Here is a 23296-nt window from a genome sequence, read left to right as displayed (position 1 = left end):
CTCGCATCACCGTGCATCCGTCATCGTGCGCTCGCGAAGATGACGTTGAAGTTACGATCGGTATGAAGGTTGTGCTCGCGTAAGACGCAGCGAAACCGCGCGGAGCATGCAGGCCCGTTTGTTATCAATTGCAGGCTGTTCACAGATCGATGAGCCAAACGGGCGCGCCTTTGTAGGTTGCGAAGAGCAGGAAAATCAGGGCGATCGCGAGGAGCGGCAGGCCGTAGAGTGCCACCGGAAAAAACAGCACGAACTGGAGAGACGAGCCGACGACGCCGTAGAGGGCGTTTGTTGCGTGAACGTTTTCATAGATCAACCAGCCCGCTGCGGCGATACCCAGAGCCATCAGGGCTAGTCCTCCCGACGGTTGCGCGTGATGGAGTCCAGCTGTCGCCCACGCATAGTATCCCCACCAGAGGAAATTGATTGCGATGGCGGCGAGCCAGAATCCGCGCGCAGTGAAAAAGCTGTGGCCGAAACGATGCCGGCAGTGGCGACCGCATAACCGGATTGCCCTGGCAGTAACAAGAAGAATGCCGACAACGACGACAAGTTTCAGCAGAGCCATATGACGTTCTCCTATGAAACGTGAGTGCGCGGAATTCGAGAAAAACACATAGCCTCAATATCCCTTCCAAGCAATATAGACGCGTGCCCATGCGAATGCCATGAAGGGTTAGAAAAGATGACTGGTGGTTAGCGTGCCGCTCGTCTACCACGAGCGCAGTTGTTGTTGTATCAGTGCGATGTCGATACATACCGTACCGATGCTCAGCACTTTCGCTATGTCCTTCTGCAGTGCGCGTTCGTATAGCTCCAGAAACGATGCACACCAGTTTTCGCGGCGATCCCGAAACGGCCAGGCCGCTCGTGTGCCATTGCAATGGACATCCTCCTCACGAAGGGTTGCGGGCAGGATAGGGATATCGATTCGTGTCACAACACTATGGTGCCCGGGGTCAAAATCAGGGTGATCGTTCCGGAGCAGGGCCAATACGGTAGCGATAAGTTCCACGTCTTTGTCCAGCCGGTCAGTGTGACGGGTCTGGGCGGTAGCGAGGTCGTACGCCGCGACCATTTCGCTGCTGCGGCGAGGATCCACTGTTCTGCCTGCGCCAACTCGCCGTTGAGCAGGCGCAGGCGGCCGCAATCCTGTTCGTTGAGGTCGATGCTGATGTTGGTGGGCAGTCGCTTGTCCTGCATTTTTCGCTTCCTGCGTTTCCGGGCGTTGAGCGTGAAGGGCGCCGGGCCGTGGTCGTGCAGAAACCGCCCTGAAGCGGCACGCGTCCCAGGCGGTGCCCCGTGGGGCGCTTCAAGTACCGTCGAGTCGCGCTTAGATACTACGATAATCGTAGTATCTAAGCAGACGCTTTGCAACGATATTCGTAGTTTCGTATGTACCGAGCTACCAGCGAATGTCTGCGGCGTCATCTTCTATTTTTGGAGCGCGACTGAAAGAGGCTCGCCTGGTGGCGGGGCTGTCGCAGAAGCAACTTGGAATAGAGGCGGGTCTGGCTCCGTTCGTTGCGAGCACCCGCATCAACCGCTATGAACTGGGCATTCACAAAGTCGATTACACATTCGCAATTTGTCTTGCGGCGATGCTCCATGTGCCAGTGGCCTTTCTCTATGCTGAAGACCCTGAACTTGCCCAGCTAATCCTGGCATTTGGCAGGCTTCCGAAACGAAAAAGAGCCGATCTTCTGGCGCTTGCGCGGGCATTGGAGTCCGGTTCGTAGCCGGCCTTACAAAGCGCGATGGCGACTATCAGCGCGATATCCTCTACGGTCGGGCACCCATGTCGCGGTGCTCAGGTTAGCTGCTTACCAATTGCTTCAGACTGTTGAGCAACTGGTTGGCGATCGCTGGCGTGGGCATGCCAAACAAAGTGGCAAGTTCCGCTACCGTCCCAACGACATCCCGTGGTCGAGCCGGGCGGTCGTCATTAAGGACAAATGGCCCATCGGTCTCAGTGAGAAGCCGCTCCAGCGGGAGTTCGCTGACCAATTTTCGATGTTTGGGCGAGCGGAGCATCTCGCTGTTAATGGAAAAGTAGCAGCCCATCTCGACAGCTCGCCGCGCTTCGGCCGCGGTCCCGGTGAACCAGTGCAGGACGACCCGACCGCGGTCGACGGGCAGAGCCTGCTCAAGGTGCGCGAGGACCTTGCCCACTGAGCGCACGCTATGGATCGACAGGATCTTGTCACCGTGTTCGGCGCAGGCTCGCAGTATGCGATCGAAGACGCGTTGCTGTGCCGCGAAGCTGCGATAGAAACGTGGCCCAGCATCCAGTCCAATTTCCCCGACGTAGCGTGCCTCGGGCAGATAGCGCTCGAGTATTGCGAGCTCGCTCTCACGTTCGGCGACGAGCTGTGGATGTAGTCCGAGCGCCACACGCACATGTGTAGAGTTCAGCGTTAGATCACGATTCCGAGGCCAGGCTTTAGGTGTCGTCGTGACGGCTAGCGTCGCCACACGTTCACGGTCGCACTCTGCGATCAGCGCCTCGTGGTCTGGGTAGAGATCCAGGTGGCAATGGAAGTCTATCCATTGCGGCTTTGATCCTGTCGCTGTCATAGCGGCTCCGCCCGTACACCGTTCAGGAGTCGTCCAACCTCCCGCAGCCCGGCCACGTAGACCGCTTCATAGTCTGCCAGCCGTTCGGGGTGATCGATCAAGGGGCCGGGGCGATGGATGTCGAACCGTGCTCGACCTGGTTTCTGAGAAAGTCGTAAAAGCGCTAGCTGGAAGGAACGTATATCCTTGCCCTCAGCCTTGTTGGTGTTGAGTACCTGTGCACGCAGATCGGCAATGCGATACGGCGTGCTATCGGACTCCATGGCTTCGCGGATGGCCGCGCGCCGGATTAGACATGGCACGCAACGACCGCAATGCTTTGGCAGGCGCTCTTCCGGATCGGGATCGTAGCGTCGGCTTCCCGGTGAAGAGCATGACATGGTGTTTTCCGCCTCGCGCCGAAGGAAATCCTGATCAGCACACTGTACAGCCATCTGCCCCTTCGTCATGAAGGCGTAGGGATTGTCCAGGTGGACGGTCAGCCCAAGGCCACGCAACAGGTCATCGAAACGCGCCATATAGTATGGATGGGTCGTACGGGTGCTCAAGGCACCTAGGCGCAGCGGATCGAGTGGCACGTTCAGCGAGATCAATCCGTTTTCCGGCACATGCACGACCATCTCTCCACCCGCTGAATCCGCAGCCATCGCGGCAAGCGAAAAGAACAGGAAAGAGCGGCCCCGCAGGGTATCCTCGACGTGGCCTCCGTCCACCGTATCGGTCGGGAAGCCGACGCGCGCACGGATATGCCGAAAGTCGGCGTCAGGATATTGGTGTGCCAGCGCTTGAGCGCAGTGAGTCTGATGCGTACTGGTGATGCCATCCCAGTAGTGGCTCACGAGCAGCGGTGACTGCGCGCTCGCCAGCAGGTCGATTGCACCGATGAAACTGTCGAGCCCCCCAGAGAAGAGGCACACGGATGTCGGCTCCACTAGGCGCAACTGGGCAGGTTGCGGCGCCAGTTCGTCGAAGCCCGGTGGGCGTGGACGGAAGTAGACTGCCCAACGATCCCCTGTCAGGAAGTTCAGCGTGGTTTTGATTAGTCGCGTGAGGTGTGTCCAGCGCTCCGGATCATGGACCGGCAGGTGCAAGTCGATTTCCCGGGTCCACGCGTCCTGCGAGTTCTCCGTCCGGGAAATGCGGGTATCGGCCGCGGTAACTGTGGCGGCCAGCAATGCAAGATCCACGGCTGTTTCGGACGGGCGAAGCCCTAATAGGGCGAGTTGCTCGAGTGCGTGGCCGAGTCCATAGCCGAGGCGACGCTCGCCCTCGATAAAATTGATGCCGGTATTCTGCGTATCATTGCGGCTCAATTCAACCGGAGCCGAATCTGCCGGGCCAAGTCGTGCGACGATGCTGTGATGTCTCATGTTGCTGCCTCTCCGGCTGCTGCGACCAGTTCGAACGCTGTTTCGTAGATATGGGTGACCACTGTGTCGAGTTCTTGGTCGGACAGGTTTTCTAGGCCGGTCAGGCGGCCTGCCAACTGCCCTCGCGTAGCCCCTTCGACGAAGTCATGCAACTGGTCCTGTGTGTCCTGAACGGCGGACACGTCATCGGGGAGATTTATGCCGCGCTTGCCGATGTCGGCCATCACTCGCCCTTCGATCGAGCGGACGACGAAATCTAGAAAAAAGTCCTGCAACTGCTCGCGGGTGAGTGTATCGAAGCTGCCAACGTCGGCATCGGCCAGATCGCCGATAGCCTCCAGCATAGCTTGGCGGGCGACGCCTTCGTCCACTGTGCCTCCTGGCGGGCAGATGAACTCCAAGAGTGACACGAAGACGTCGGTCGCGGGTTGCCCGGCCATTCCCTCGAGGTTGAGCCGACGCAGCGCCTCGGCTGCCCCTATACGCTGTACATCTCGAACCATGCCGAGCAGCCCACGGGCCGCAGAGCGAGATGCTCCCATCCGTCGACCGGCACGCGCAGCACCACCAGTCCCATTGCGGACGTAGCGGGCGACGGCGCCGCCGAGCGAACTGCTACTGCCCGTTCGCACAAAGCGCGAAAAGCTACCGCGTGCACTACCGAGCGCGCCGCCACCTGTCATGTCAGAATGCTGTGGAGCCGGTTGTACAACAGGCGCGGCCGTAGTCGTCGGGTCGGTGGGCTGTGTGGTTGGCTGGGGTGCGGTTGGCGGATTGACCTCAGGTGCAGGCATGGCTGGCGGCGTTGGGTCATCGACGAACGAGGGAACAAGACCGCTTGCGGGGCCACCATAGGCTTTGGATGTGCCCATCGCTTCAGCTCCGTTTCGTCATTTTGGTTATTCCTTCTGCTGCTTTCTGCAGAGGTTTGTTCTCTGTCTGTTCGGACCATGTCCTTAGCATCGTCTGGAACTCGTTAACAACTGCAGTATCGGTCAGACACTCCCCCCAGCGTGCAGGCGCCCAGGTTCCAAGCTTCCCAACAGGCAGCTCGCGCATGAATTCCAGCACCTTGCGCTGCAGCCCTTGATGGACCTTGACGAGCTGCACGAGTCCGTCGATTCCCTTTGGTTTGCTGGAGAACTTATCCTCCTGCATGATTCGAGCACGGATCGCGTCGAACACCTCTTCGGATTCGGGAGCAGTGAGCTTCGCAATCTCGTCTTGAGCAGCGCGTACCATCAGGGTTGGTCCCATGAGCTTTTCGACGAGTGCCTCAAGGTGGCTGGCCGCGACCAGACCACCCAGCGAACTGCGCTTGTCGCGCGTGACGAAAACGTAGGGGCGCAGATCAACGCCGGAGAGGGACGGTTCGATTACAGCCCACCCGCGTGCCCACTGGTTCTTGTCCCACTCTGCTACCTCGGCAGCGGGTTGCGGAGGGGCAAAACCGGAGGACTTGCGTTTTTTCGCATCGGACTGTTCACCTTCTTCGTCGACCTGCTCGGCGGGATTACGCACGTGTTCCTCGAACTGGCGCACGGCTTCTGGCTTGCCGTCGGGGTGACTGGCGGCAAGTCGGGCAATTTGCTCGTAGAAGTCGGGATAGAAACGCTCCGCGAGCATGATCTTCGCGAGCACCGGGCGTAGGATGTCGGCACCGAAGCCACGCTCAACGGCGATGGCCTGCCGCAGCATAAGCGAATTCAAGAAGCGTTTGATCTGGCGAGGATTGCCGCGCGTGCCCTCGCTCAGGATCTGGGTGACCTGTGTGCTGATGATGAGGGCCTGATCCACTTCCGGGGGCATCGAGTTGTTCATTGCCGCCTCAACGGTCCGCCGGTCAAGGCCTTGACTTTTCCAAGGTCGCTTCATGTCTTCGCGCGCCGTCGAGAGCAGGGCAGCGAACCGCAAATCGCCAGCGCCGAGCGCGTTCTCGGTGAGCAGTAGTGTTATGTATACCCGTGTCTCGGCAGCTCCGAGTGCGGGAATCCGGAAAGGCACCTGGATCAGCTTTTCAAGGTAGTTGCGCGCATAGCTTACCGGCCCAGCGCTCGGAGGCAGGTCGGGAAAGTGCTCGCGGACCGCGTATTCGATCATCAGTTCGTCGGCACCGATAACAAATGCACTCCGCTCGACAAAGAGAAATAGACGGATGGCTTCCAGAGTGGCGATTGCCGTCTTCGGCAGACACCGGTCTAGGTCGTCCACGATAACCACGAGCCGCTCGACTTCGGCGGCATCGAGCAGTTCCTTGAACTCTTCGCGAAAGGCGTGAATATGCTCCGGGAGGTAATCGCTTTCCTCCGGCGCGTCCTTGATGAAGTCGCTGGCTTTCTCGGCGGCGGATTTCAGGTCTTCCGCGGTGATATGCTCCTGAGGCTTTGCGATAAAGCTCTTTGCCAACTGGTAAAGCCCGGTGACTTGGTCGAAGGTCGGTATGCCGGTGGCCGCCGTCAAGGCAAACCCACCAGCCTTTCGCGCGAGCTTTAACCAGTCGATTCGCTTGAGAACCTTCTTCGCCGCCTCGGCCACCTTGGTGGACAATGGTCGCGCACGACGAAGTTCGTCGACAATGGTTTCAAGGACAACCGTCTTGGCGTCCTCGAAGCCTTCGAATGTCCAGCCGTTAAACCACAGGCAGACGACCCGGTCGTCGCCGGCAAACGATGCCTCCAGCATCTTGAGGACGCTCGATTTCCCTGCCCCCCAGTCGCCATGCACACCGATCGTGACTGGCACGTCGGGCGTTTTCCCGATCAGTTTGACGATCGTCTTCGCGATTGCGTCGTAGTACAGCAGATCAGTAGCTGTCTCCTGGTCGTTCAAAAACATGCGCTCCCCCTATTCGTCTCATCGCCGAGTCTTGCAATGACAACAGTATAGCGGGCTGATCTCTGTCCGAGTTGGTGGTCTCCCATCGCCAACCGGCGCCCGAAACCGGCCCTCGCCAATCCTGCCATCCCTCGTTTTTTCGTTGTTCAGTTTGCCGTCCGCAGATCCCGTGAGTGGGGTAGCCGATGCTGCACGAGAAGAACGACTGCCCCGCGCAAGAAAGACGATCCATCGGCACAGAAAAACCATCTGCGGCACGCAAAACATCGAACCGCTCGCGGGGGAAGGTGGTTGACATCCTACGGTTAGACTTCCTTGCCCGCGCAAATTGACCGACCAGTCTGGAGAACGAAACCCGTAGGTGCTAGCGCAATATGAAGAACGCAGGGTTCCATGCTTCGCGCAGAAAAATTCAAATGACCTGTTGGTTTTCTAAGCGAGAAGGCAGCCTCTTCCGCAACTTGAAGATGCAAGGTGTTGGCGAGCTGCGCAGGAAAAGCCCGCGTAACGACGCGGGTTAAATTGAATCTTGCGATTGCCCGGCGCAACCTGCGCAACCGTAGTCTCCTACGGTGAGCAATGTTGCGACCGGTCGAACCTGTATCGGCGCGCAACCATTGATTGCTACCACCGGTTAGCCCGGACAGTCGTGCCTTCTCGCGCGAATCCCTGCGCGTTGCCCATGCACCACGACGCAAAAAATTTCTTGTTCCGGTCAGTTCCTCTGTATTCCGCCCTGTTCCCGTGCCTTGCTTCACGCATGATTCGGGGTATTGACGATCGCCGGGAATTGTTTGCAAGATGGCACTCAGCCCGTACACCGGAGCGAGTCATGCCGATGGTGAAGAGCTTTACCCAGGCGCAATGGGACGCCGCCTCGCGCCGTCTCGATACGCTGCCGGTGAAGCCCGCGCATGAGCATCGCGTCAATGTCCGGGATGCAATCAGATCAATGCAGGCCCAGATCAGGAGCGCCCAGAAAAAGGGGTACACGCTGGAGGAAATCGTGCAGCAGCTTGCCCAGGATGGCGTCGAGATCAGCGCAAGCACGCTGAGATACGCGATGCAGCACGCGGCGAAAGAGAATCGACCTGCGCAGATAGAAGCGACCGCTGTGCAGAGGGCGACAACAGCAACACGCGCGAAGAAAGGTAGTCAGGAACGGTCATCACATACCGGCAACAAGCCTGCCGGGAAAACGCAGGATGGGGGAAGAGCGGTCGGTCAGCAGGGGTCAATGGTGATTCGGGATGCGTTCTCGTTCGAGATCACGCCCGATGTTGAAAACTTGTAGAGGGCTCAAATGGACACGACGATTCCCCCGATTTATCTGGTTGGCGGCAGCAAGGGCGGTGTGGGCAAGAGCTTTGTATCGCTTGCGCTGGCCGATTATCTCCAGTGTCAGGATATCCATGCCGCGCTGGTTGAAACCGACACCTCGAATCCGGACGTCATGAAGGCGGTTCAGGACGAGATGCATTGCGTTGCCTATAGTCTGGATGATGCAGACGGCTGGATTGGCCTCGTCAATTTCTGCGACGGACATCGGGACGCGGCAGTAATCGTCAATACGGCGGCGCGTAATCAGGCAGGTGTTGCGCGATTTGGTGCGATGCTGGCCGGTACGTTGGGTGAGCTTCAGCGCCGACTCGTCGTCCTGTGGGTGATTAACCGGCAGCGCGACAGTCTGGAACTGCTGCATGGTTTCAGCCGGACCTTCCCCGATGCGCTATCACACGTTGTGCGCAACGGGTACTTCGGCACGCCGGACAAGTTCACGCTGTATCAGAGCTCGGAGCTTCGCAAAACCATCGAGAAGAAGGGCAAGTCGCTTGATTTTCCCGAACTCGCGGATCGGGTTGCCGACGAACTGCGTGGTCAGCGTCTGTCGATACGCAAGGCTGTCGAGACGATGCATATCGGCGAACGGGCGGAGCTGCTGCGATGGCGCGCGCTGTGCGGAACGATGTTTGACAGGGTGACAGTCGATGGGTAACAGGCGGGGCAGGCCGCCGGATGAACTTGCCCGCCTGTTTCTCGACGTCACGGGCGAATTGCCCGACGACGCCAGTATCTTGCGGATGCGGCGGGTGTCGGGGGCGCTGAACCTGCGCGACAACGATGCGCTGTGGTCTGTGCTGGTCATGCTCGAATACTACGGACGGCTCTATGAGGTGATGCCGGAGCGCATCCGGCAGGCGGGCGCGGGCAGTCTCGATGCGGTACGGGCCGAGACGGGCACGGCGGTGGATGCGCTGATGGCGCAGCATCGCGACGCGCTCGCGCGCTGCAAGGCGACGATTGAACTGGCGGAGCAGATGATCAGCGAGCACGAAACGCGCTATCGGGCCGCGCTCGCGGAACTGAACCGCGCGGCGTTGACGTTGCTGTCGGAACGGGCCGCGAACCGGATTGCCCATGCAGCAGGCAACCGGCTCGTGGGTGCGATGGCTGTCGCGGCACGCGATCAGCGGCAACGGCTCGATGCAGCAGTGGCGTCGTATGAACGGGTTGCCGCACGGCGGTTCGCGAGGGTGTGTTACGGGCTGGCAATCGGCGGTCTGGTTGTGATGATGCTGGCCGGGGGCTTTGGAGGGCTGGCAGGTTGGTGGGCGAGCAGCCATTCTGTGCGGGCAGACGGTTCGCCGTCCGCCCGCACACCCTACACCTCATCGGTCTCGCCTTCCATGAACGCGGCGGCAGGGCGGAGCATGCCTGCTGCTGCGTCGTTCTGGTCGAAGGCAATCATCGGTGCCCGGTAGCCTTCACCTTCGGCGCGGGCGAGCGCCATCTCGTAGTGCTGCCCTTCGTTGTATTGCACGTCGGTCGCCTCGACGAACGTCAGATAGAGGTCGGGCGAGCCTTCGGCATTGGTGGCGAGCACGGTCAAGCGGATGTGGGTGGTCATGATGGTTTTCTCCGTTAGACAAGCAGACAGCAGGTACGGACCTGTCGCCCGTCTCGCCCCGTTGCCGGGGCGAGCGGTAGGGTCAGGCCACGCGCGGGCCAGATTGCGTGCCGTTCATGCCATCCGCAGTGGGGAAGGGCCACGGCGTCAGCGGACTGCTGGCGCCGGGAGCGGGTTCTGTGTCGGCAGGTGTGTTGTTGATGTGTTCCGTGCCGGTCCCGGCATCCGGTTCCGTGTGGCCGTCCTCACCCTCCGGCGTGTCGTTCCCTCCGTCCCCGGTATTGGCATCGTCGCTGTCGTCCTCATCGTCGTCGTCGTGGCTTTCCCACGAAGGCGTGGCCGGGACTTCGCGATCGGTGAGGATTTCCGGGACCCATGCGGCTTTCATGAGCCGCAGTTCAGCGGCGGCTGCCGCGTCGGTCTTCTTCATCTTGCCGAGGTCGGCGGCCACCTTCGGGGACACGGCGCTGGCGACGACCTCAGCGATGCGCGCCTTGCTGACGTGATCAAAATACGAGGTGCGCGTGGGCGTCCAGTACCGCGTCATGTCGAGGTTCAGGGCGCTCGCGAGCGCATTGATGGCATGAGGCTTCTCGTCACCCGCGATACCATCAAGCAGCGCGCCGGTGCAGAAGGCGAGCAGGTCGAGCAGGGTCGTGCCGGGATCCTGTTCAATCAGCCACGGCAGCAGGTCCGCGCGCCGCGCAGGGAGTTCGCGTCCCCACCGCTCGCGCTGTGTCTCAATGAGACTCCACGCAGTGCTCGTGGGCAGATCGTCCGCCGCGCTGAGCAGACCGTCGCGGTTGCTCGTGCAGGACAGTTTCAGGGCGTGCGGTGCGAACGAGACCCCGTACCGTTCCGGAAAGACTTCCGGAATCAGGCGTTGCAGGATGGCGGCGAGGGCGATGGTTGGCTGCGCGATCAGTTCCGCGTGAGCAGCGGCGGCGCGGTGCGCGGTGAGGCGCTGGCAGAGCTTCGCGCTGTGAACGGGCTTCTCCGCCACTTCGGGTTTCTCTTTCTCGCCGGATGCGCGTTCAGTTTCCGGCGTGCCGGTCACGGTCGCGCCCACCGCCTCCAGCGCCGCGCTGTTCTCACGTCGCACCAGACCCCGCGCGATGATCAGTTCGCCCTGCGGGCCGACCATCACGAATGCGCCCGCTTCGGCCATCTGCTGCACGTCCCATGTTTCCGCTCGGCTTTCGAGTGCGAAAATGGCCGCGTTGACCCTGTCGATTCCGGTTTCGAGCCGTTCGGCTTCCTCGTACGCGTTTTCATCATCCTCAGACAATGCTTCGAACTTTTCGGCCAGTTCATCCTGCTGCGCGGTGAGCGTGTCCATGTCTCGCCGTTCGTCGTCGGTGAAGGGGCGCTGCACAGGTTGCAATCTGCCGTAGCGGTTCAGTTCGAACACGTCGCGCTCGATACGCTGTTCGGTCCAGCCCCACCCTTCGATGCGGACTTCTTCGGCGGCGTCGTCGAGCTTCGCGGCGGCGAGGCGTTGCAACAGTTCGGGGTCGGCAATGTAACCCGCGTTTTCGTCGTCACTGAAGAGATCACGTCTCACGTAGCCGCCCGCTGCTTCGTAGGCGTCCAGCCCCACGAAGCGCACCAGACGGCTGCGGCTCGCGTCGATCTCGGTGCGTGTGATCGCCTGCCGCAGATAGTTGGGCTGACGTTGCCACTCGTTTGCTTCGAACCAGATACCCTCTTGCGTCTCGTGATCATCGGTGAGCGCGAGCGCCGAAAGCTGGTCGAGCGTGATGGCGTCCTCGCGCAGCAGGGCAAGCAGCTTTGGGGAGGCGCTGGCGAGCTTCATGCGCCGTTTGATCGTGATTGGCGCGGCGGAGAAAAGCGCGGCCACGTAATCGACGCTGCGACCTTCCTCGGCCAGCATCCGGTAGGCGCGCAGCACGTCGAACGGGTCGAGTCCTTCGCGTTCGCAGTTCTCGATCAGCGAAATGGCAAGGGCTTCGCCCTCGCTGACGATGCGCACCGGTACCGGATATTCGGCGGTAATGTGGCCCTGCTCGAACAGCAGATCGAGCGCGGCCTGTCGGCGTTGACCGGCACAGACGCCAAGCTTGCGATGTTTGCTGCGCGAGCCCTTTAGTTCGTGAACAATCAAATTCTGCAACAGGCCTTTTGCCCTGATGTTCGTGGCGAGCGAGTCAATGCCCGACAGCGGTTTCGTACGGGCATTGAGCGGCGAGCGCCGCAGGGCGGAATACGGTATGGTCACGACCGGCTGCTCGTTGCCGAAACTGGTTTCGAGCAGCGGCGCAGCATTGGCCGTCGCGTCGGTGGCGGTGGCGGTGTCGGCTTTGGCGGCGTTTGCGGTGTCGTTCATTTGCGTGTTGACTTCGGCTTGCATGATTCGCTCCAGATGGAAAAGTAAGGTTCCGGGTCACGGTGCTGCGGCTTGCCATCAGGGCTGACCCGGACAGGAGTCCTGATGGTATGAACCGGAGTTGGGCGGCAATAGGCTGCCGTCCGTGCCGTGCTTACGCCTTCATCTGGCGCATCGCGTCCGCGAGCATCCATAGCGCGCGGTTCAGTTTCACGTTCTGGTCGATGCCGGTGACGGGGCGGGTGGACATGGCGCGTCCGCTGCGCGAGCGCCCCTGCAGTCCGCCTTTTGTTAAAGACTCCTGAATGCGGTTAAAAACCGTCCAGAGGTCATCACGGCGGTCCTCGAAGCGGCGCACGTTCAGAAGCTGACTTTCCGTGATCGGGGCGGGCGCTTCCGCATCGGTCGGGTCGTAGCGCAGGGCGAGGGCCGAGCGGGCGAATGCGTGCTGTTCGTCACGGTTGAGTGTCACGGCGCGCATGCCGTCCTTCTGTTCCCGGATCAGGTCAAAGCCGTCGAGCACGTCGAACGCGCCATTGATGACGTTCTGCACGATGTTGCCCCTGTGCGGGACGCGAACCTCGCCGATGGTTTCGCCTGCAACCATGCCGTTCTGGCAGACGAAGCGATAGACGCCACCGAGTAGCTGGAATCCGCTGCTTCCGTCGTGCGAGTTGAGGAGGATGATTTCGTTGACGTCCTCGCCGGTAATCTCGCTTGCGGGGCGCATGCGGATCAGATGCCTGGTGAACTCGCGCCTGTCCTGATCGCGCACGCGGGTCTGGCAGACCATGAACGGCTGGAAGCCTTCGTTGCGCAGGCCACGCAGCACGTCGATGGTCGGAATGTAGGTATAGCGCTCGGAGCGGCTTTCGTGCTTGCCGTCCGCGAAGATCGAAGGGGCAACACGGCGGATCTGGTCGTCCGACAGCGGCGAGTCGGAGCGGAGCATCGGGGAGCCGTAACGGAAGGAAGAAGCGAGTTGCATGGCAGTCTCCAGAAAGAGAAACGGTCAAAAGGGTTGAACGGTGTTGCGCTGACCGGGCTCCAGGATTCCGCCCTGCTGCAGGGGGCAGGCTCGTCCCGGTGGAACCCGGGGTTGGCGTTGTTGCCGCCAGTCTCCTGAGTTCGCGCCCGTGCGACTGAAGGAGCCGGTAGCGGGCAGAGGTCAAGGAAAGAAGGCGAGGGAGGGGTGCGGGCAACACGGTCCCTCGCCCCTTGACGTCTGCCCGCTATCGGCTACGGTCGCGGGTGTCGGGCGGGAACGCTGGAGGCTGGCAGATGCCAGGCTGCGGGTCTGACCGGGCTTTACAGGGTTCAGGTGTTGCGTCAGGGGTTGAAGCCCGTCAGGGTCGAGACGCGATGCGCGGCTCGACGCGAAGCGCGAAAACCCGGCCTGCAGCGTGAGCGGAGGGAGACGCCCGGCTAGCAGGAACTTACGTGACGGGTGCAATTGCTGCAGTGGGTAAGCCGGCGAGTCGGTCACTCATCCCAGCGTTATCCCGGCGCCCGAGGCGACTGACCAATCTGGGGACAGGATAAGATCGGAATGCGCTAACATTCCTGCTACCGCCGGACGGCAAATCGGTTAGAACAAGTGGGCAAGGGAATCAGGATGCGGTCCGCACTGGACCGCCAGGGCAAGGTCTGGTCAGTCGAAGCGCTGCAGGCGCTTCACGACGAGCAACGGGGGGTTCCTGATCTTGTTTGCGATCACCTGCCGTGTGGATGCGCGGTGCGCTTTGTGCATCGCTACCAGCAGAACCGGTCCAACCGGATTGAGCCCATCGACGTACCGGCCTATATTGGGCTCACCAGCGACTCCGAACATATCGCCGGATGCCGGTATGACGCGCCGGGCAGGTTGACGGCCATTGTCGCGGACTCGGATCCGGATTTCATCAAGACACTCGAGACCGGAAAACGCGAACTGCGTCTGCTGGTCCTGCACAACGGTCTGCGTGGAAAGGGGCTGTCCGGTGCGACGCCGATGAGCACTGGTACGGCCACTGGAACGTCGGGTGGCAACACTGCGATCGATGTCACCCAGTCCGGGAAGAAGCTCTCCAGCTATCTGCGCACGACGTCCGATCTCGTGGCCTTGCGCGCGCTGTGTGAATCGGATGCGTTCCTGGCATCGGAACTGGTCCTGCGTTTTGGTACCCGGCGTATTGCGTGGAAGGAATTCTTCTTCGAACGGGAACGGTATGACGACGCCTGGGAGCTTGTGAGGGCGGGCGGGTCCAATGCCTTCCCCAATTGCACTGGCGGGTACTGTACGCACACACCACATTCCGGCACCGGGCGGAAAGTATAGAAACAGCTTTCTGAATTGCCACGCGCTGTATCGCAAAACCGACAATCCCGACCGGGTGGAAACGTTCGAAGTGAGCATTGCCCATGAAGACGGGAAATGGCTCGCCGACTTTCCAGTCGACGCCGACATCGTGATGTTCGGTATCTGGCGGGTGCTGGACCGGGTAGAGAAAGAGGGAAAGGACCCACGCAATCCTTCGAGGAGCGTCACGTATGTGACGCACAAGTTGATGCTTGAACCGAAATTCCGGCACCAGCTTATCTGCGCACGCGCTTAGAAGATGCGCGTTCGCCCAGCAGCCCGCATTGACGGGAACATGCGTTCCTGGACTCTTCAACGGAGGCAGACGGGCCATCACCGGCGGTCCTCCGCAAGGCTGTTACTGGTCCCCCACATTAAGTCGATGGCAAGAAAAAATGCCGTTGCGTTCAAGCTGCCCATAGATCATCAGGGCCAAGATAGCTCACGTCGAGGTGGCCGGGCTCCAGCGCCACAGCGGCGCGAACGAGCCCACGGCGGTTGGGATTGAGCGGATGGTTCAGGACACCTCGCAACAGGCCTTCGGCTGAGAGCACGACCGGTCGCCCGTCCGAATGATAGAGCGTCATGGGCGCGCCGGGGGGCGGCGGCACCCCTTGCCATTGGACTTGTGCCCGGTACCGGCGCTCGGTCCATGTCCGGCCATCGGGAGGGGCGAAATCACGCGTGAAGTCGAGCCACAGCGTTCTGGTTTCCGGGGTTGGCCATCCGGGTTGAGCGGAGAGGGCCGTGACGGCCGCCGATCGCAGCCAGGCACGGAGTTCCCCGCCAGTGGTGAATGTCGCGGCTGTGTCATTGACGGCCTTGATGGCGGCGAGTCGTGAGCTGAAGCCGGCCTGAATCAGGATGGAGGCAGAGCGATTCATTGTGCCGGTTTCCACCGCTGGTACAGCCAGACCGAGTTCATGGTCTTCCAGCGTGAGCCCGAAGTCACCGACTACATCACCGTTCGCAACTGCGCGTACCCGCACCGCTTCCATGGCCCACGGCAGGCGATAGACGAGGCCGCCTTCGATAAACTGGAGCGTGTCGCCTTCCTGCCCGGCGACGAGTCCGGCGAGCGGCTGTCCCAACAGCCAGGAGCGCAGAATCTCCCGCCAGTTGTCCGGAAACGGGTCGGGCGTGAAAGGATAAAAATTGAAGACGTGTTCGGCGAGCGCTGTGATTGCCTGGATGGCCGCCTCACCGTCAGACGCGAGCAGTGAGGCATTGGCCTGGACTAGCAGGTGATTGACGGTGGGCGCGACCGCATCGAGGGCGAGACCTGCCTCAAGGCCAAGACCGGCGAGGAAATAGCCTCGGCGGGCGACTGGCGTCGAATGCGCCCAGATGTACCGGCTGCGGGTCAGGAGCGAAGCTCGATAGGCTTGCCGGGAAGCGTCGTTCAGGCGCAACAGCCGCCTCTGCCATAGGGATGACTGCAGGATGGCATCCAGTGCCGCCTCGATGCCGTTGTCAGGGACGTCGACGTCGCCAATAAGGCCGAGTATCGCGGTGTCGAGGGTCGGGAGATTGCGTTCCCATTCCTTCAAGGCGCGTTCGCGCCTGTCGATCCTTTCGCCCACGACCTCGGGAAAGGTCCATGCATCCGCGTTGTTGACGACGTAGTCCATCAGGTGATTGAGGTCGCCCCCGACGCGTGCATGCATGCGCACGAGCAGGGCGGCGATAAGCTGGATAAGACCGCTTTCCATCTCGCGCGCGCCGAGGTCTTCGATCAGTTCTACCCATTCGCCGTGCTTCCTGTTCCGCACGTCCTCGAAAATCGGAAAGAGTATCAAGCCCTCGACATCGACGTAGGCACGTCCGGCGCGACCGATGACGTTCTTGAATTCCGAAACCTTGATCCGTTCGCCACTCCTGTAAAGCGAGTGAATGATGATGACGGTTGCCGAGAGATTGAGCCCCTGGGCGAGTGTGGGCGACGAGACAGTGACCTTCAGGACGCCTTCGCGTAGAAGCCGCTCCACTTCCTTGCGATAGGCCGTGGGCAGAGCGCCGTGGTGGAGTGCCACGCCGAGCCGGAGGCACTTTAGAAGATCGCTATCGACGCCGAGCCATTCCTCGCCGAGCGCGATGGCCGTTTGCAGTACAGCAGCGTCGACGTTGAGCAGGGACCGTAGCGCGCCCCGTTCATGCAGGTCGACGATCACCCCGGCAAACGGTTCGACGCTTCGCCGTTCGGGGCAATAGATAAGGACAGTCTGCCCATCGTCGACAAGCCGCCAGGCGGTGGCCAGGCTCAGCTCCCGTTGATCGTCCGGGAACAGCCGCGTGCGGATCCTCCTGGGCCTGACAAAGAGCGGCGGCGCGGTGCCGGTCAGAAAGCGGGGAACGAAGGGGCGCTCCTCGCCGACACGCAGGTTCAAGCGCGCGGAGGGGGCGTTCCAGATCACTTCGCCAAAGCGTAGGCGGGTAGGGCGCCAGTCGTGCTTGATGGCGCCACCAGGATGGTCGCGGCGCAGCCATGCGGAGAAATCCTCCAACTGGTCGCCATCAGGCAGGATGGCCGACAGGCATACGATCCGGCGTTGACCGGCGTCTGGCCGGCGAAGAAGGCGCTGGATCTGAACCTCGTAGCGAACTTCGCGCTCGCCAGGGCCAATCATATGTCCTTCATCAAACACAAGCAGGCCGACGTCGTCGAGCAGGGACGGGTCGTTCCGTAGGGCGAAGTCGAGTTTTTCGGGCGTCGCGACCACGATATTTCTTCCGCGTATCGCGTCTTCGTCGAATCCGGAAACTCCGATACTGCCGTAGAGTGCCGAGATGGTTTTTCCGAGCGGGCCAAAGGTGCGCTGCAGGGTGGTCTCGGTTTGCGCTGACAGGGCGCGTAGTGGGGTGATAAATACGACCCGGCGGTTCGCGGCCAGGCAGCGAAGAATGCAGAGTTCGGCGATGCGCGTTTTTCCCGCACTGGTCGGGAGCGACACGACGAGATCGTCGGTCTGGTCCACGGCGCGGGCGGCGGCCTCAATCTGGGAGGGCCAGAGGTCCACCTCGGCTTTCGGGCGGCATCCAAGCGATGCGATGAACAGTTCCCGGAGACTCGTCCAGTCGGGGGCGTCGCCGCCGGCAGGCTGAAGTGGCACCTTTTCATGGAAGCTGTTCGACCAGAGATCAGATAGAAGATGGATCGCGACACGATGCGACCACCACTGCGGCAGAAGATTGAGCTCCGCACAGATGCTCAGGCTTTCCCGGAGGACGCCAATGGCATGGTCGACGAGTTGCCGCTCACCGCGCTCCAGTGCGAGCAGGAACTGGGCAAGTGCGCCGAAAAAGCTGTCCGTCAGAGCAAGGTCGAGGCCCTCGAACAGAAAGTCGTGGCCATCGCGTTGCGCATCGCGCGCTAGGTTTTCCTGTCCAAGGCGTTCCCGAAAAAGGCCCACTATCCGGGCATCGGAACCTCGGCCGTCAAGACGAAAAGTGTAGACCAGGGTGCGGAGCGTGGTGATATCTCGCCGCATGAGGAGCGCGAGCGCTCGTTCGACCGGCGAGAAGTTCTCGTCGGTGGCGACTATGGCGAGCAGCGAATAGGAGCGGGCCGACAGGTGGGCAAGATGGTAGCCGGCGGCCGCCATGACGAAGTGAAAGTCCCGATCCACTTCCAGGCGGTTGCCTTTTGCCATGACGGCTTCAAGGGCGGTCGCCGCCTGTTCAAATGCCAGACGGGCCTGACCCGGATCGCCGTCCATTTCCAGGAGGCGCAGCCCGAGGTTAAGGAGGGCGTAGGCGTAGCTGTGAAGGTCGAAGCTGAGCTGGGGCGAAAAGGCAGGCGCGTCGGCTGGCAGGATGCCGTCCCGCCAGATCATCGCACGCGCCTGGCCACGCGCGATCAACCGTCCGCGGAACCCGGCGGCCGCGGCGTCGGTGATGGCTTGCCCGATTGCGTCAGGGTTAGTTGGCATTGGCGATCACTTGTGCGTAGACGGCGCCGACAAAAGCGGCGTGCCCCGCGACGTGGAGGCCGATGCCCCATTGCGTAATGGGACCGGGATACGCCTGAAGCGACTGCTCCAGTAGCGCTTGTGGTGCGTTACCCGAAAAGGTGAATAACAGGTGGCGCACGCTTTCGACCGGGATCCCGTGTCGGAGCAGCGCGTCGTCGATCGCGTCTGCCAGGGGGAGATCCCCGAGCTCGAGTAGCCTCGCTGATATGAAGGAAAGCGCGTGGGCGGATGGAAGTCCGCCATCCTTGTCGAGGCCGGCTCGCGCTTCTGTCAGGGTCTGCGCACGCAAGTCGATCCGGCTCTTGGCCTCTGTTTTCAGGAAGCGAAGACGTTGGGTCTCGGGATCCAGAATCATGCCGATGACGTCGTCACCGCGCATCGCCATGTCACGATGATCTTTCCAGCGAAGCCGCTTTATGGGAGCGCGATAGCCGCTCTGGGCGTTGATCCATTCCGTCGCATAGATCTCACCGAGGTCTCCCGATCTGATTTGTGGCGCCTGGGGCAGCAGGTCCGTCACCATTCCGGCAGCCCCGGCTTTCCCCAGGCGTGCCAGTGCGCGGGCCACGCGCTCTTCCGCCGCGTAATGACCAGGGATGGCCGCTGCGGTCAACTGGATCCCGGTGGGAATACCTGCGGGCCTGCCGGTGATCACGCGGACATGGTGATTTCCCAAGGGCGTGTCGACAGAATCGCACCAATCGTTAAACTGAACCACGCTGCCCCCTTTCCGGCTCAGTTTGTAAAGAGGTCGCGCACGCGCAGGAAGGGTGCGCCAGTTTCGGCGGCACCGCGAACCTTGCGGGCGAGAACCTCGTCGAGTGCGATTTCGCGGTTGAGCATTTCATAGATGTCGTAGCCGTCCATGCAAATGACGCGTTTGCCCCGGCCGAAGGCAGCGAGGCCTTCCTCGGTGAAGCCGCTATTGCTCACAAAGAGGCCTCGGGTCCACGCTGCCTTCTGCTCGATTTTTCCATGAAAAACATGAAGCTCGGCAACTCCTAAAGGTTTTCCGTGCCACTTCGCTTCGACCAGGTAGGTCTCATTGCCGAACTGGAAGCTGCCATCGATCTGTTCGCCCCGAAGGCGAAACGGGTCCTGGGGGCACAATCCATAGACGTCAAACAGATCGCGAAGGAACTTCTCGAATGCATAACCGCGTGTATGCGGGTCAAGCGCTGTCATGCCTAGCAGATCACCCTTGATCTGGGCGATTCTTGACTTGTTGATGATGGGGCTGCCTGGCGGTGCTGAAGAAGCGTTGTCCGGACGTCCACCCAACTGACCGATAAGCGAGCGCAGCTTTTTGCCTGCGTCCTCAATTCTTTCCGGTTCGCTGGCGCGGGCGCGAAGAGCCTCGCGATACTCCCAGAGAGCATTGAGTGTCCGGACGACGGTCGGTTTGTCGACATTCTGGAGGAAATAGCGAAGGCGCTTCGCCTTTGAATTGCCACCCTGCGCGTAGCGTGGGTCGTCGATATTGACACCCAGCTCGCTCGCGAAGAACTGAGCGAAGGTGCGATCGGAAAAGTTCAAAACGTAGCCACCGCTCATGTCGAACAGGTCATCGATCAACATCATGTCGATGGCGCGGATGTTGGTCATGCTTTTTCTTTCCCAGTGGGTTGACTGCCTCGATCCGTCGGAAACCCTAAACCCCAAGGAACATCATCCGACGTCAGCCAAAACGGGTATCCATTATAGACAATGCATGGGGGCTACCCGCTGGGAGCGAGGAATACACATCTACTTCTTTGAGCGTGGCAAGTAATCTACCGGGGGTGTCTTCGGGCCGGCCAGCGCGGGCAATCTCCGTTGCCAGGCTGTGACATCGAGGCCACTCCGGGATCGTTGTACTTCTCGTAGCATTTCAGTAGCGGATCGCGAAACCCTGTTGTGCAGGCATAGCCGACGAGCATTCATGTCCCTCAGCAGTTTGCATGCTTTGGCCGGTAGGCAAGGACCGAAGGGCTCATCGTGACGCCGTCTGGATCAGTCAGGCGTACACTCGATGCCTGGTTTCACGTCCATCCAGTCACGACTGCCTGGATGGGCTCACTCCTGCCGCTTTATCCTCGCGGGCATTTAAACAGACGACATGTCTGGCCTGCGACAACAACGTAGATCCAGGGAAGACATGCAACGATGAGCAACGAGAGCGAACCGAAGAATCGCGAACCTTCGGCAGAAATGCTGAGCGAATTGGCCGCAGTTATAGCCGAGATGACACGGTTGGTTTCGCGGACTGAGTCAACCACCAGCCAGCGCATCGGCGCCTGGGTGATAGGAGTGACCGCGTTCGCTGAACTCGCGGGCCTTGTGGTCGTGGCTTTTCTACTCCGCTCGCAAGTGGCGGCGGCGATGGTTGTGCCTGGCGGTGCCCGCTGGCTCGCGGGGATGATCATGGCAGCCATAGCGACTACCGGTTTGATCCTGTTTTTAGTCAGCACGATACCTTCGCTGCTAGCGATCAGGAGAGATCCGTTTGGCGCGGTGCTCCGTGCCGTAGATACTGACATGAGGGAATACGCTCACTTCCTCGCGTTGCTGGCGAGCTATCCGAAATCGCTTCTTGAATACGCATTGATGCAGTACCGGTTTCATCGCGACGCGTTCGAGACTCGAATCGCGCTGACGAGCGGCGATCTTAAGAAGATCGGACTGTTTCCGGCATGGCTGGCTGTCACTGCTGGTGCCCAGAAGCTCACCACCACTGACAATCCATGGCTTTGGATGCCGGTCGTGCTGGCGGGCTGCTTCTACCTGCTGGCGTTCGTTTTTTCTGACAAACCTCAGCAGATGAGCAGGGTTGTCTCGTTGCTTGAACATGTCATGTCGTACTACGACGACTATTGCTGTGATGGTGAAACGGATGCTTCGGCGCCGACCACCGGGTTGCCAGTACAGGGCAGGTCCCGAGCCAGGCGAAGGGGCGCTCTGGTTGTTCAGCTCGCGCCAGATCCACGATGGCCTTTTGCTGGCGGAGGCATAGTCGCCGGGAAGTCGTGGTGGCGGGATCCGCAGGGAGGCGATAAATATACCCAAAAAACAAATCAATCGGGCTAATGCGCGCTTAGCTGCCCGAGTTACCTGGTAGCGCCGTAGACTGGCGGTTTGATCGTGTGCGATCAATGGTTACCGCCGTTGGCTGAAGGGCCAGTGCACTATGTCGAAAAATGGATAAGCGTCCCTTGTCACGGATGGAGCATGCACGACGAATTCCAGCTTGATGTGGTTGCGCTCGCCGACGTGTGGGCACTTCGCGATGAGATCCTCCGCGCCGGCCTGCCGCCCGGCGACAGTATGTACGCGGGTGATCAGAGTGCCGACACTCTTCACGTTGGGGCGTTCAGTCATGGGCACCTCGTGGCGGTGAGTTCGATCTGCCGTGACGTTAGCGGCGAGCGCAACACTCACGTATGGCGCCTTGGCGGCATGGCCGTCAAGCCCGAATGTCGGAACTGCGGAGTTGGCACGACGCTCGCCAGATACTGCATCGCATATGCCAAACGCTCCGGCGCCGAACGTGTATGGTGCACAGCCCGGATTAGCGCGTTGACTTTCTATCAGAATCTTGGCTTCTCTATGATCGGTGAGATCTGTTCGCGAGCCGATATCGGAGAAGAGAGATTCGTCCGAATGGAGTTGGCTTTTCCAAGCTGACGGCTTATGCATGAAGGAGATCGACGGTGAAGTTGGCGTCGCGGGGAGGCAATGCCATGCCATGAAGCCGGCATAAACAGCTACCGTTTTCCACGGAGTTGCGCTGTCCCGGCATCACTTTCGGGCATCGCACGGCGAGTACCTTTTGGCGCCGCGGCGCGGATATGCGCGGACGTTCCCGGATTGCCTTCACGATCGCTGTCTGAATTCAAGTCGATGGCGTGACGGCGGTATTCAGGATCCAGGCAGAGTCAGCCAGCTTGCTTCGCGATCTGGAGTTCCAGTAAAGTCGCCTCGCTTCTTCTGGGCCATCGGCCACGACTACTCGGACATACCGCTCGCTGCCCTTGAGTTGGCAGCGAGGGGCTGAGCTTCCCGGTATGACCGGCGCGGCCAGAGCGAATTGAAACGGGTGCGAACGCTTCGTTATCTTGCAAGGGGAACGACGAATCGGGATCTGGCCGCTCTTTCAGGTGATGCAGTGCAGTGCTTTATCTCGTTGCGCGGGAAGCAGTCGATCCCGGTGGGTGGCAGGTCTACTTCAAACAAAGCGTCTGGAGGGGCAATCTGGGGTTTCTGGCCAAACATTCACAAAGGCACTGGCAAAGCTTTTCGAAGGCGGACTTCATAGGGTGGGCGGCTGAACTTTGGTGCCGAAAATCACCCGATCGGCCGCGATTGTAGCCAGTGGCGGCCCGGGATGCCGTGGAACTAACCTCGCCGCCTCACCCGAAGGCTGTATTTTGGTGTCCACGCAGAACGGACCTACCCGAGCCAATACTGCTGGCTCAGGTAGGTCATCCCAGCCTGAACATCAGCACTCGGAGACTTGAAGGAAGCAGTTCCCCTACATAAACAGGCGGTAATCGTACGAGTGGTCTGAGAAGCGATCGAGAAGTGCGCCGATCTTCGCGACGCGCCGAGACGTCTCGATTGTTGCCGGAAGTTGCCCGTAAAGGTCGAAACTGTTGAAATTCATTTTCGACAAGCCGAGAACTTCGTCGGCAATGGTCATCAAATCGGTCGTGCCCGCATGACGGCGAATTACCAAGGGGGCTGGGATTCGCCGCTTGCCCTGGAAATAGTGTCTTCTGGGATTTAGAGCAGTAGATGCGCCGTGGACCCACAATAGAGCCGTGAGATCGTCGATGACCACTGTCGTTCCCCGCCGTATGGGATAGTTGTCGATCTCGAACTTTCCGTCGGAGGTCGGATGAGACGCCACATACCGTAGCGTGTCGTCAACGAAGATCTGCAATAGCTCTACGCACGCAACCCCCTCAAGTC

At 60.6% G+C, this 23296-nt stretch carries 20 protein-coding genes and 1 pseudogene; 8 read left to right on the top strand and 13 right to left on the bottom strand.

From position 1 onward, the window contains the following. Positions 1-139: 139 nt before the first annotated feature. Positions 140-568, bottom strand: coding sequence for a hypothetical protein (locus BO1_RS31795; RefSeq protein ID WP_028221001.1), 429 nt, complete (start codon positions 566-568; stop codon positions 140-142). A 368-nt stretch (positions 569-936) separates the two neighbouring features. Further along, the gene (locus BO1_RS59635; protein ID WP_156992506.1) at positions 937-1203 is read right to left on the bottom strand and encodes a hypothetical protein; all 267 of its coding nucleotides are present in this window, start codon (positions 1201-1203) and stop codon (positions 937-939) included. 212 nt (positions 1204-1415) lie between these two features. Between BO1_RS59635 and BO1_RS31785 the strand changes: the two genes are divergently transcribed. Further along, complete coding sequence (locus BO1_RS31785) at positions 1416-1739, top strand: helix-turn-helix domain-containing protein (RefSeq protein ID WP_028220999.1); 324 nt, start codon at positions 1416-1418, stop codon at positions 1737-1739. Between the two features lie 76 nt (positions 1740-1815). Here BO1_RS31785 and qatD read toward each other — a convergent pair whose 3' ends face one another. From qatD to qatA, 4 genes are all read right to left on the bottom strand, one after another. Then, positions 1816-2577 (bottom strand): Qat anti-phage system TatD family nuclease QatD, encoded by a 762-nt coding sequence (gene qatD, locus BO1_RS31780; protein WP_028220998.1) that lies wholly within the window; start codon positions 2575-2577, stop codon positions 1816-1818. Further along, positions 2574-3947 (bottom strand): Qat anti-phage system QueC-like protein QatC, encoded by a 1374-nt coding sequence (gene qatC, locus BO1_RS31775; protein WP_028220997.1) that lies wholly within the window; start codon positions 3945-3947, stop codon positions 2574-2576. The genes qatD and qatC overlap by 4 nt, the downstream gene beginning before the upstream one ends. Continuing rightward, positions 3944-4630: a Qat anti-phage system associated protein QatB gene (qatB, locus tag BO1_RS61850; protein ID WP_304622587.1), complete on the bottom strand. Its 687-nt coding sequence runs from the start codon at positions 4628-4630 to the stop codon at positions 3944-3946. Before qatB ends, qatC begins: the two co-directional genes overlap by 4 nt. Positions 4631-4823: 193 nt before the next feature. Beyond that, positions 4824-6782, bottom strand: coding sequence for a Qat anti-phage system ATPase QatA (gene qatA, locus BO1_RS31765; protein WP_028220995.1), 1959 nt, complete (start codon positions 6780-6782; stop codon positions 4824-4826). Between the two features lie 832 nt (positions 6783-7614). Between qatA and BO1_RS31760 the strand changes: the two genes are divergently transcribed. Genes BO1_RS31760 through BO1_RS31750 form a run of 3 tightly spaced genes read left to right on the top strand, consistent with a single transcriptional unit; the run spans position 7615 to position 9544 of the window. Beyond that, the gene (locus BO1_RS31760) at positions 7615-8076 is read left to right on the top strand and encodes a hypothetical protein (RefSeq protein ID WP_028220994.1); all 462 of its coding nucleotides are present in this window, start codon (positions 7615-7617) and stop codon (positions 8074-8076) included. A 9-nt stretch (positions 8077-8085) separates the two neighbouring features. After that, positions 8086-8778 carry a nucleotide-binding protein gene (locus tag BO1_RS31755; protein ID WP_028220993.1) on the top strand — a complete coding sequence of 231 codons (693 nt, stop codon included), beginning with the start codon at positions 8086-8088 and terminating at the stop codon, positions 8776-8778. Beyond that, positions 8771-9544, top strand: a complete 774-nt coding sequence (locus tag BO1_RS31750) for a hypothetical protein (protein WP_028220992.1) — start codon at positions 8771-8773, stop codon at positions 9542-9544. The genes BO1_RS31755 and BO1_RS31750 overlap by 8 nt, the downstream gene beginning before the upstream one ends. On the opposite strand, the gene BO1_RS31745 is transcribed toward BO1_RS31750, so the two are convergent. The 3 genes from BO1_RS31745 to BO1_RS31735 all read right to left on the bottom strand — a co-directional run bounded on the left by BO1_RS31745 (position 9445) and on the right by BO1_RS31735 (position 13025). Beyond that, complete coding sequence (locus BO1_RS31745) at positions 9445-9690, bottom strand: hypothetical protein (RefSeq protein ID WP_028220991.1); 246 nt, start codon at positions 9688-9690, stop codon at positions 9445-9447. The genes BO1_RS31750 and BO1_RS31745 overlap by 100 nt on opposite strands. An 82-nt stretch (positions 9691-9772) precedes the next feature. Continuing rightward, positions 9773-12061, bottom strand: coding sequence for a ParB/RepB/Spo0J family partition protein (locus tag BO1_RS31740; RefSeq protein WP_084688323.1), 2289 nt, complete (start codon positions 12059-12061; stop codon positions 9773-9775). A 130-nt stretch (positions 12062-12191) separates the two neighbouring features. Then, positions 12192-13025 carry a DUF932 domain-containing protein gene (locus tag BO1_RS31735; protein ID WP_028220989.1) on the bottom strand — a complete coding sequence of 278 codons (834 nt, stop codon included), beginning with the start codon at positions 13023-13025 and terminating at the stop codon, positions 12192-12194. 609 nt (positions 13026-13634) lie between these two features. Here BO1_RS31735 and BO1_RS53630 point away from each other — a divergent pair. Together BO1_RS53630 and BO1_RS61415 are read left to right on the top strand one after the other, a co-directional pair. Further along, positions 13635-14354: a hypothetical protein gene (locus tag BO1_RS53630; RefSeq protein WP_245643959.1), complete on the top strand. Its 720-nt coding sequence runs from the start codon at positions 13635-13637 to the stop codon at positions 14352-14354. A 70-nt stretch (positions 14355-14424) separates the two neighbouring features. Continuing rightward, positions 14425-14631: a hypothetical protein gene (locus BO1_RS61415; protein WP_245643958.1), complete on the top strand. Its 207-nt coding sequence runs from the start codon at positions 14425-14427 to the stop codon at positions 14629-14631. Positions 14632-14782: 151 nt separating this feature from the next. Here the strand turns inward: BO1_RS61415 and BO1_RS31725 are convergent, their stop codons facing one another. Genes BO1_RS31725 through BO1_RS31715 form a run of 3 tightly spaced genes read right to left on the bottom strand, consistent with a single transcriptional unit; the run spans position 14783 to position 19951 of the window. After that, the gene (locus BO1_RS31725; RefSeq protein WP_028220988.1) at positions 14783-18304 is read right to left on the bottom strand and encodes a DEAD/DEAH box helicase; all 3522 of its coding nucleotides are present in this window, start codon (positions 18302-18304) and stop codon (positions 14783-14785) included. Further along, the gene (locus BO1_RS31720) at positions 18294-19064 is read right to left on the bottom strand and encodes a Hachiman antiphage defense system protein HamA (RefSeq protein WP_028220987.1); all 771 of its coding nucleotides are present in this window, start codon (positions 19062-19064) and stop codon (positions 18294-18296) included. Before BO1_RS31720 ends, BO1_RS31725 begins: the two co-directional genes overlap by 11 nt. 17 nt (positions 19065-19081) lie before the next feature. After that, a complete protein-coding gene (locus BO1_RS31715; protein WP_084688321.1) occupies positions 19082-19951 on the bottom strand; it encodes a restriction endonuclease in 870 nt (289 codons plus the stop codon). Positions 19952-20491: 540 nt separating this feature from the next. On the opposite strand from BO1_RS31715, the gene BO1_RS31710 reads away from it, so the two are divergent. Together BO1_RS31710 and BO1_RS53625 are read left to right on the top strand one after the other, a co-directional pair. Next, positions 20492-21412: a hypothetical protein gene (locus BO1_RS31710; protein WP_156992504.1), complete on the top strand. Its 921-nt coding sequence runs from the start codon at positions 20492-20494 to the stop codon at positions 21410-21412. Positions 21413-21553: 141 nt separating this feature from the next. Beyond that, positions 21554-22009, top strand: coding sequence for a GNAT family N-acetyltransferase (locus BO1_RS53625; protein ID WP_052409679.1), 456 nt, complete (start codon positions 21554-21556; stop codon positions 22007-22009). Positions 22010-22856: 847 nt separating this feature from the next. Here the strand turns inward: BO1_RS53625 and BO1_RS60350 are convergent. Then, a pseudogene (locus tag BO1_RS60350) lies at positions 22857-23296 on the bottom strand (SIR2 family protein); the annotation flags it as partial.

This window comes from Paraburkholderia oxyphila NBRC 105797, assembly GCF_000685075.1.
GTDB lineage: Bacteria > Pseudomonadota > Gammaproteobacteria > Burkholderiales > Burkholderiaceae > Paraburkholderia > Paraburkholderia oxyphila.
The sequence above is the reverse complement of the archived record's forward strand: the minus strand, read 5'-3'. Positions and strand labels throughout refer to the sequence as shown.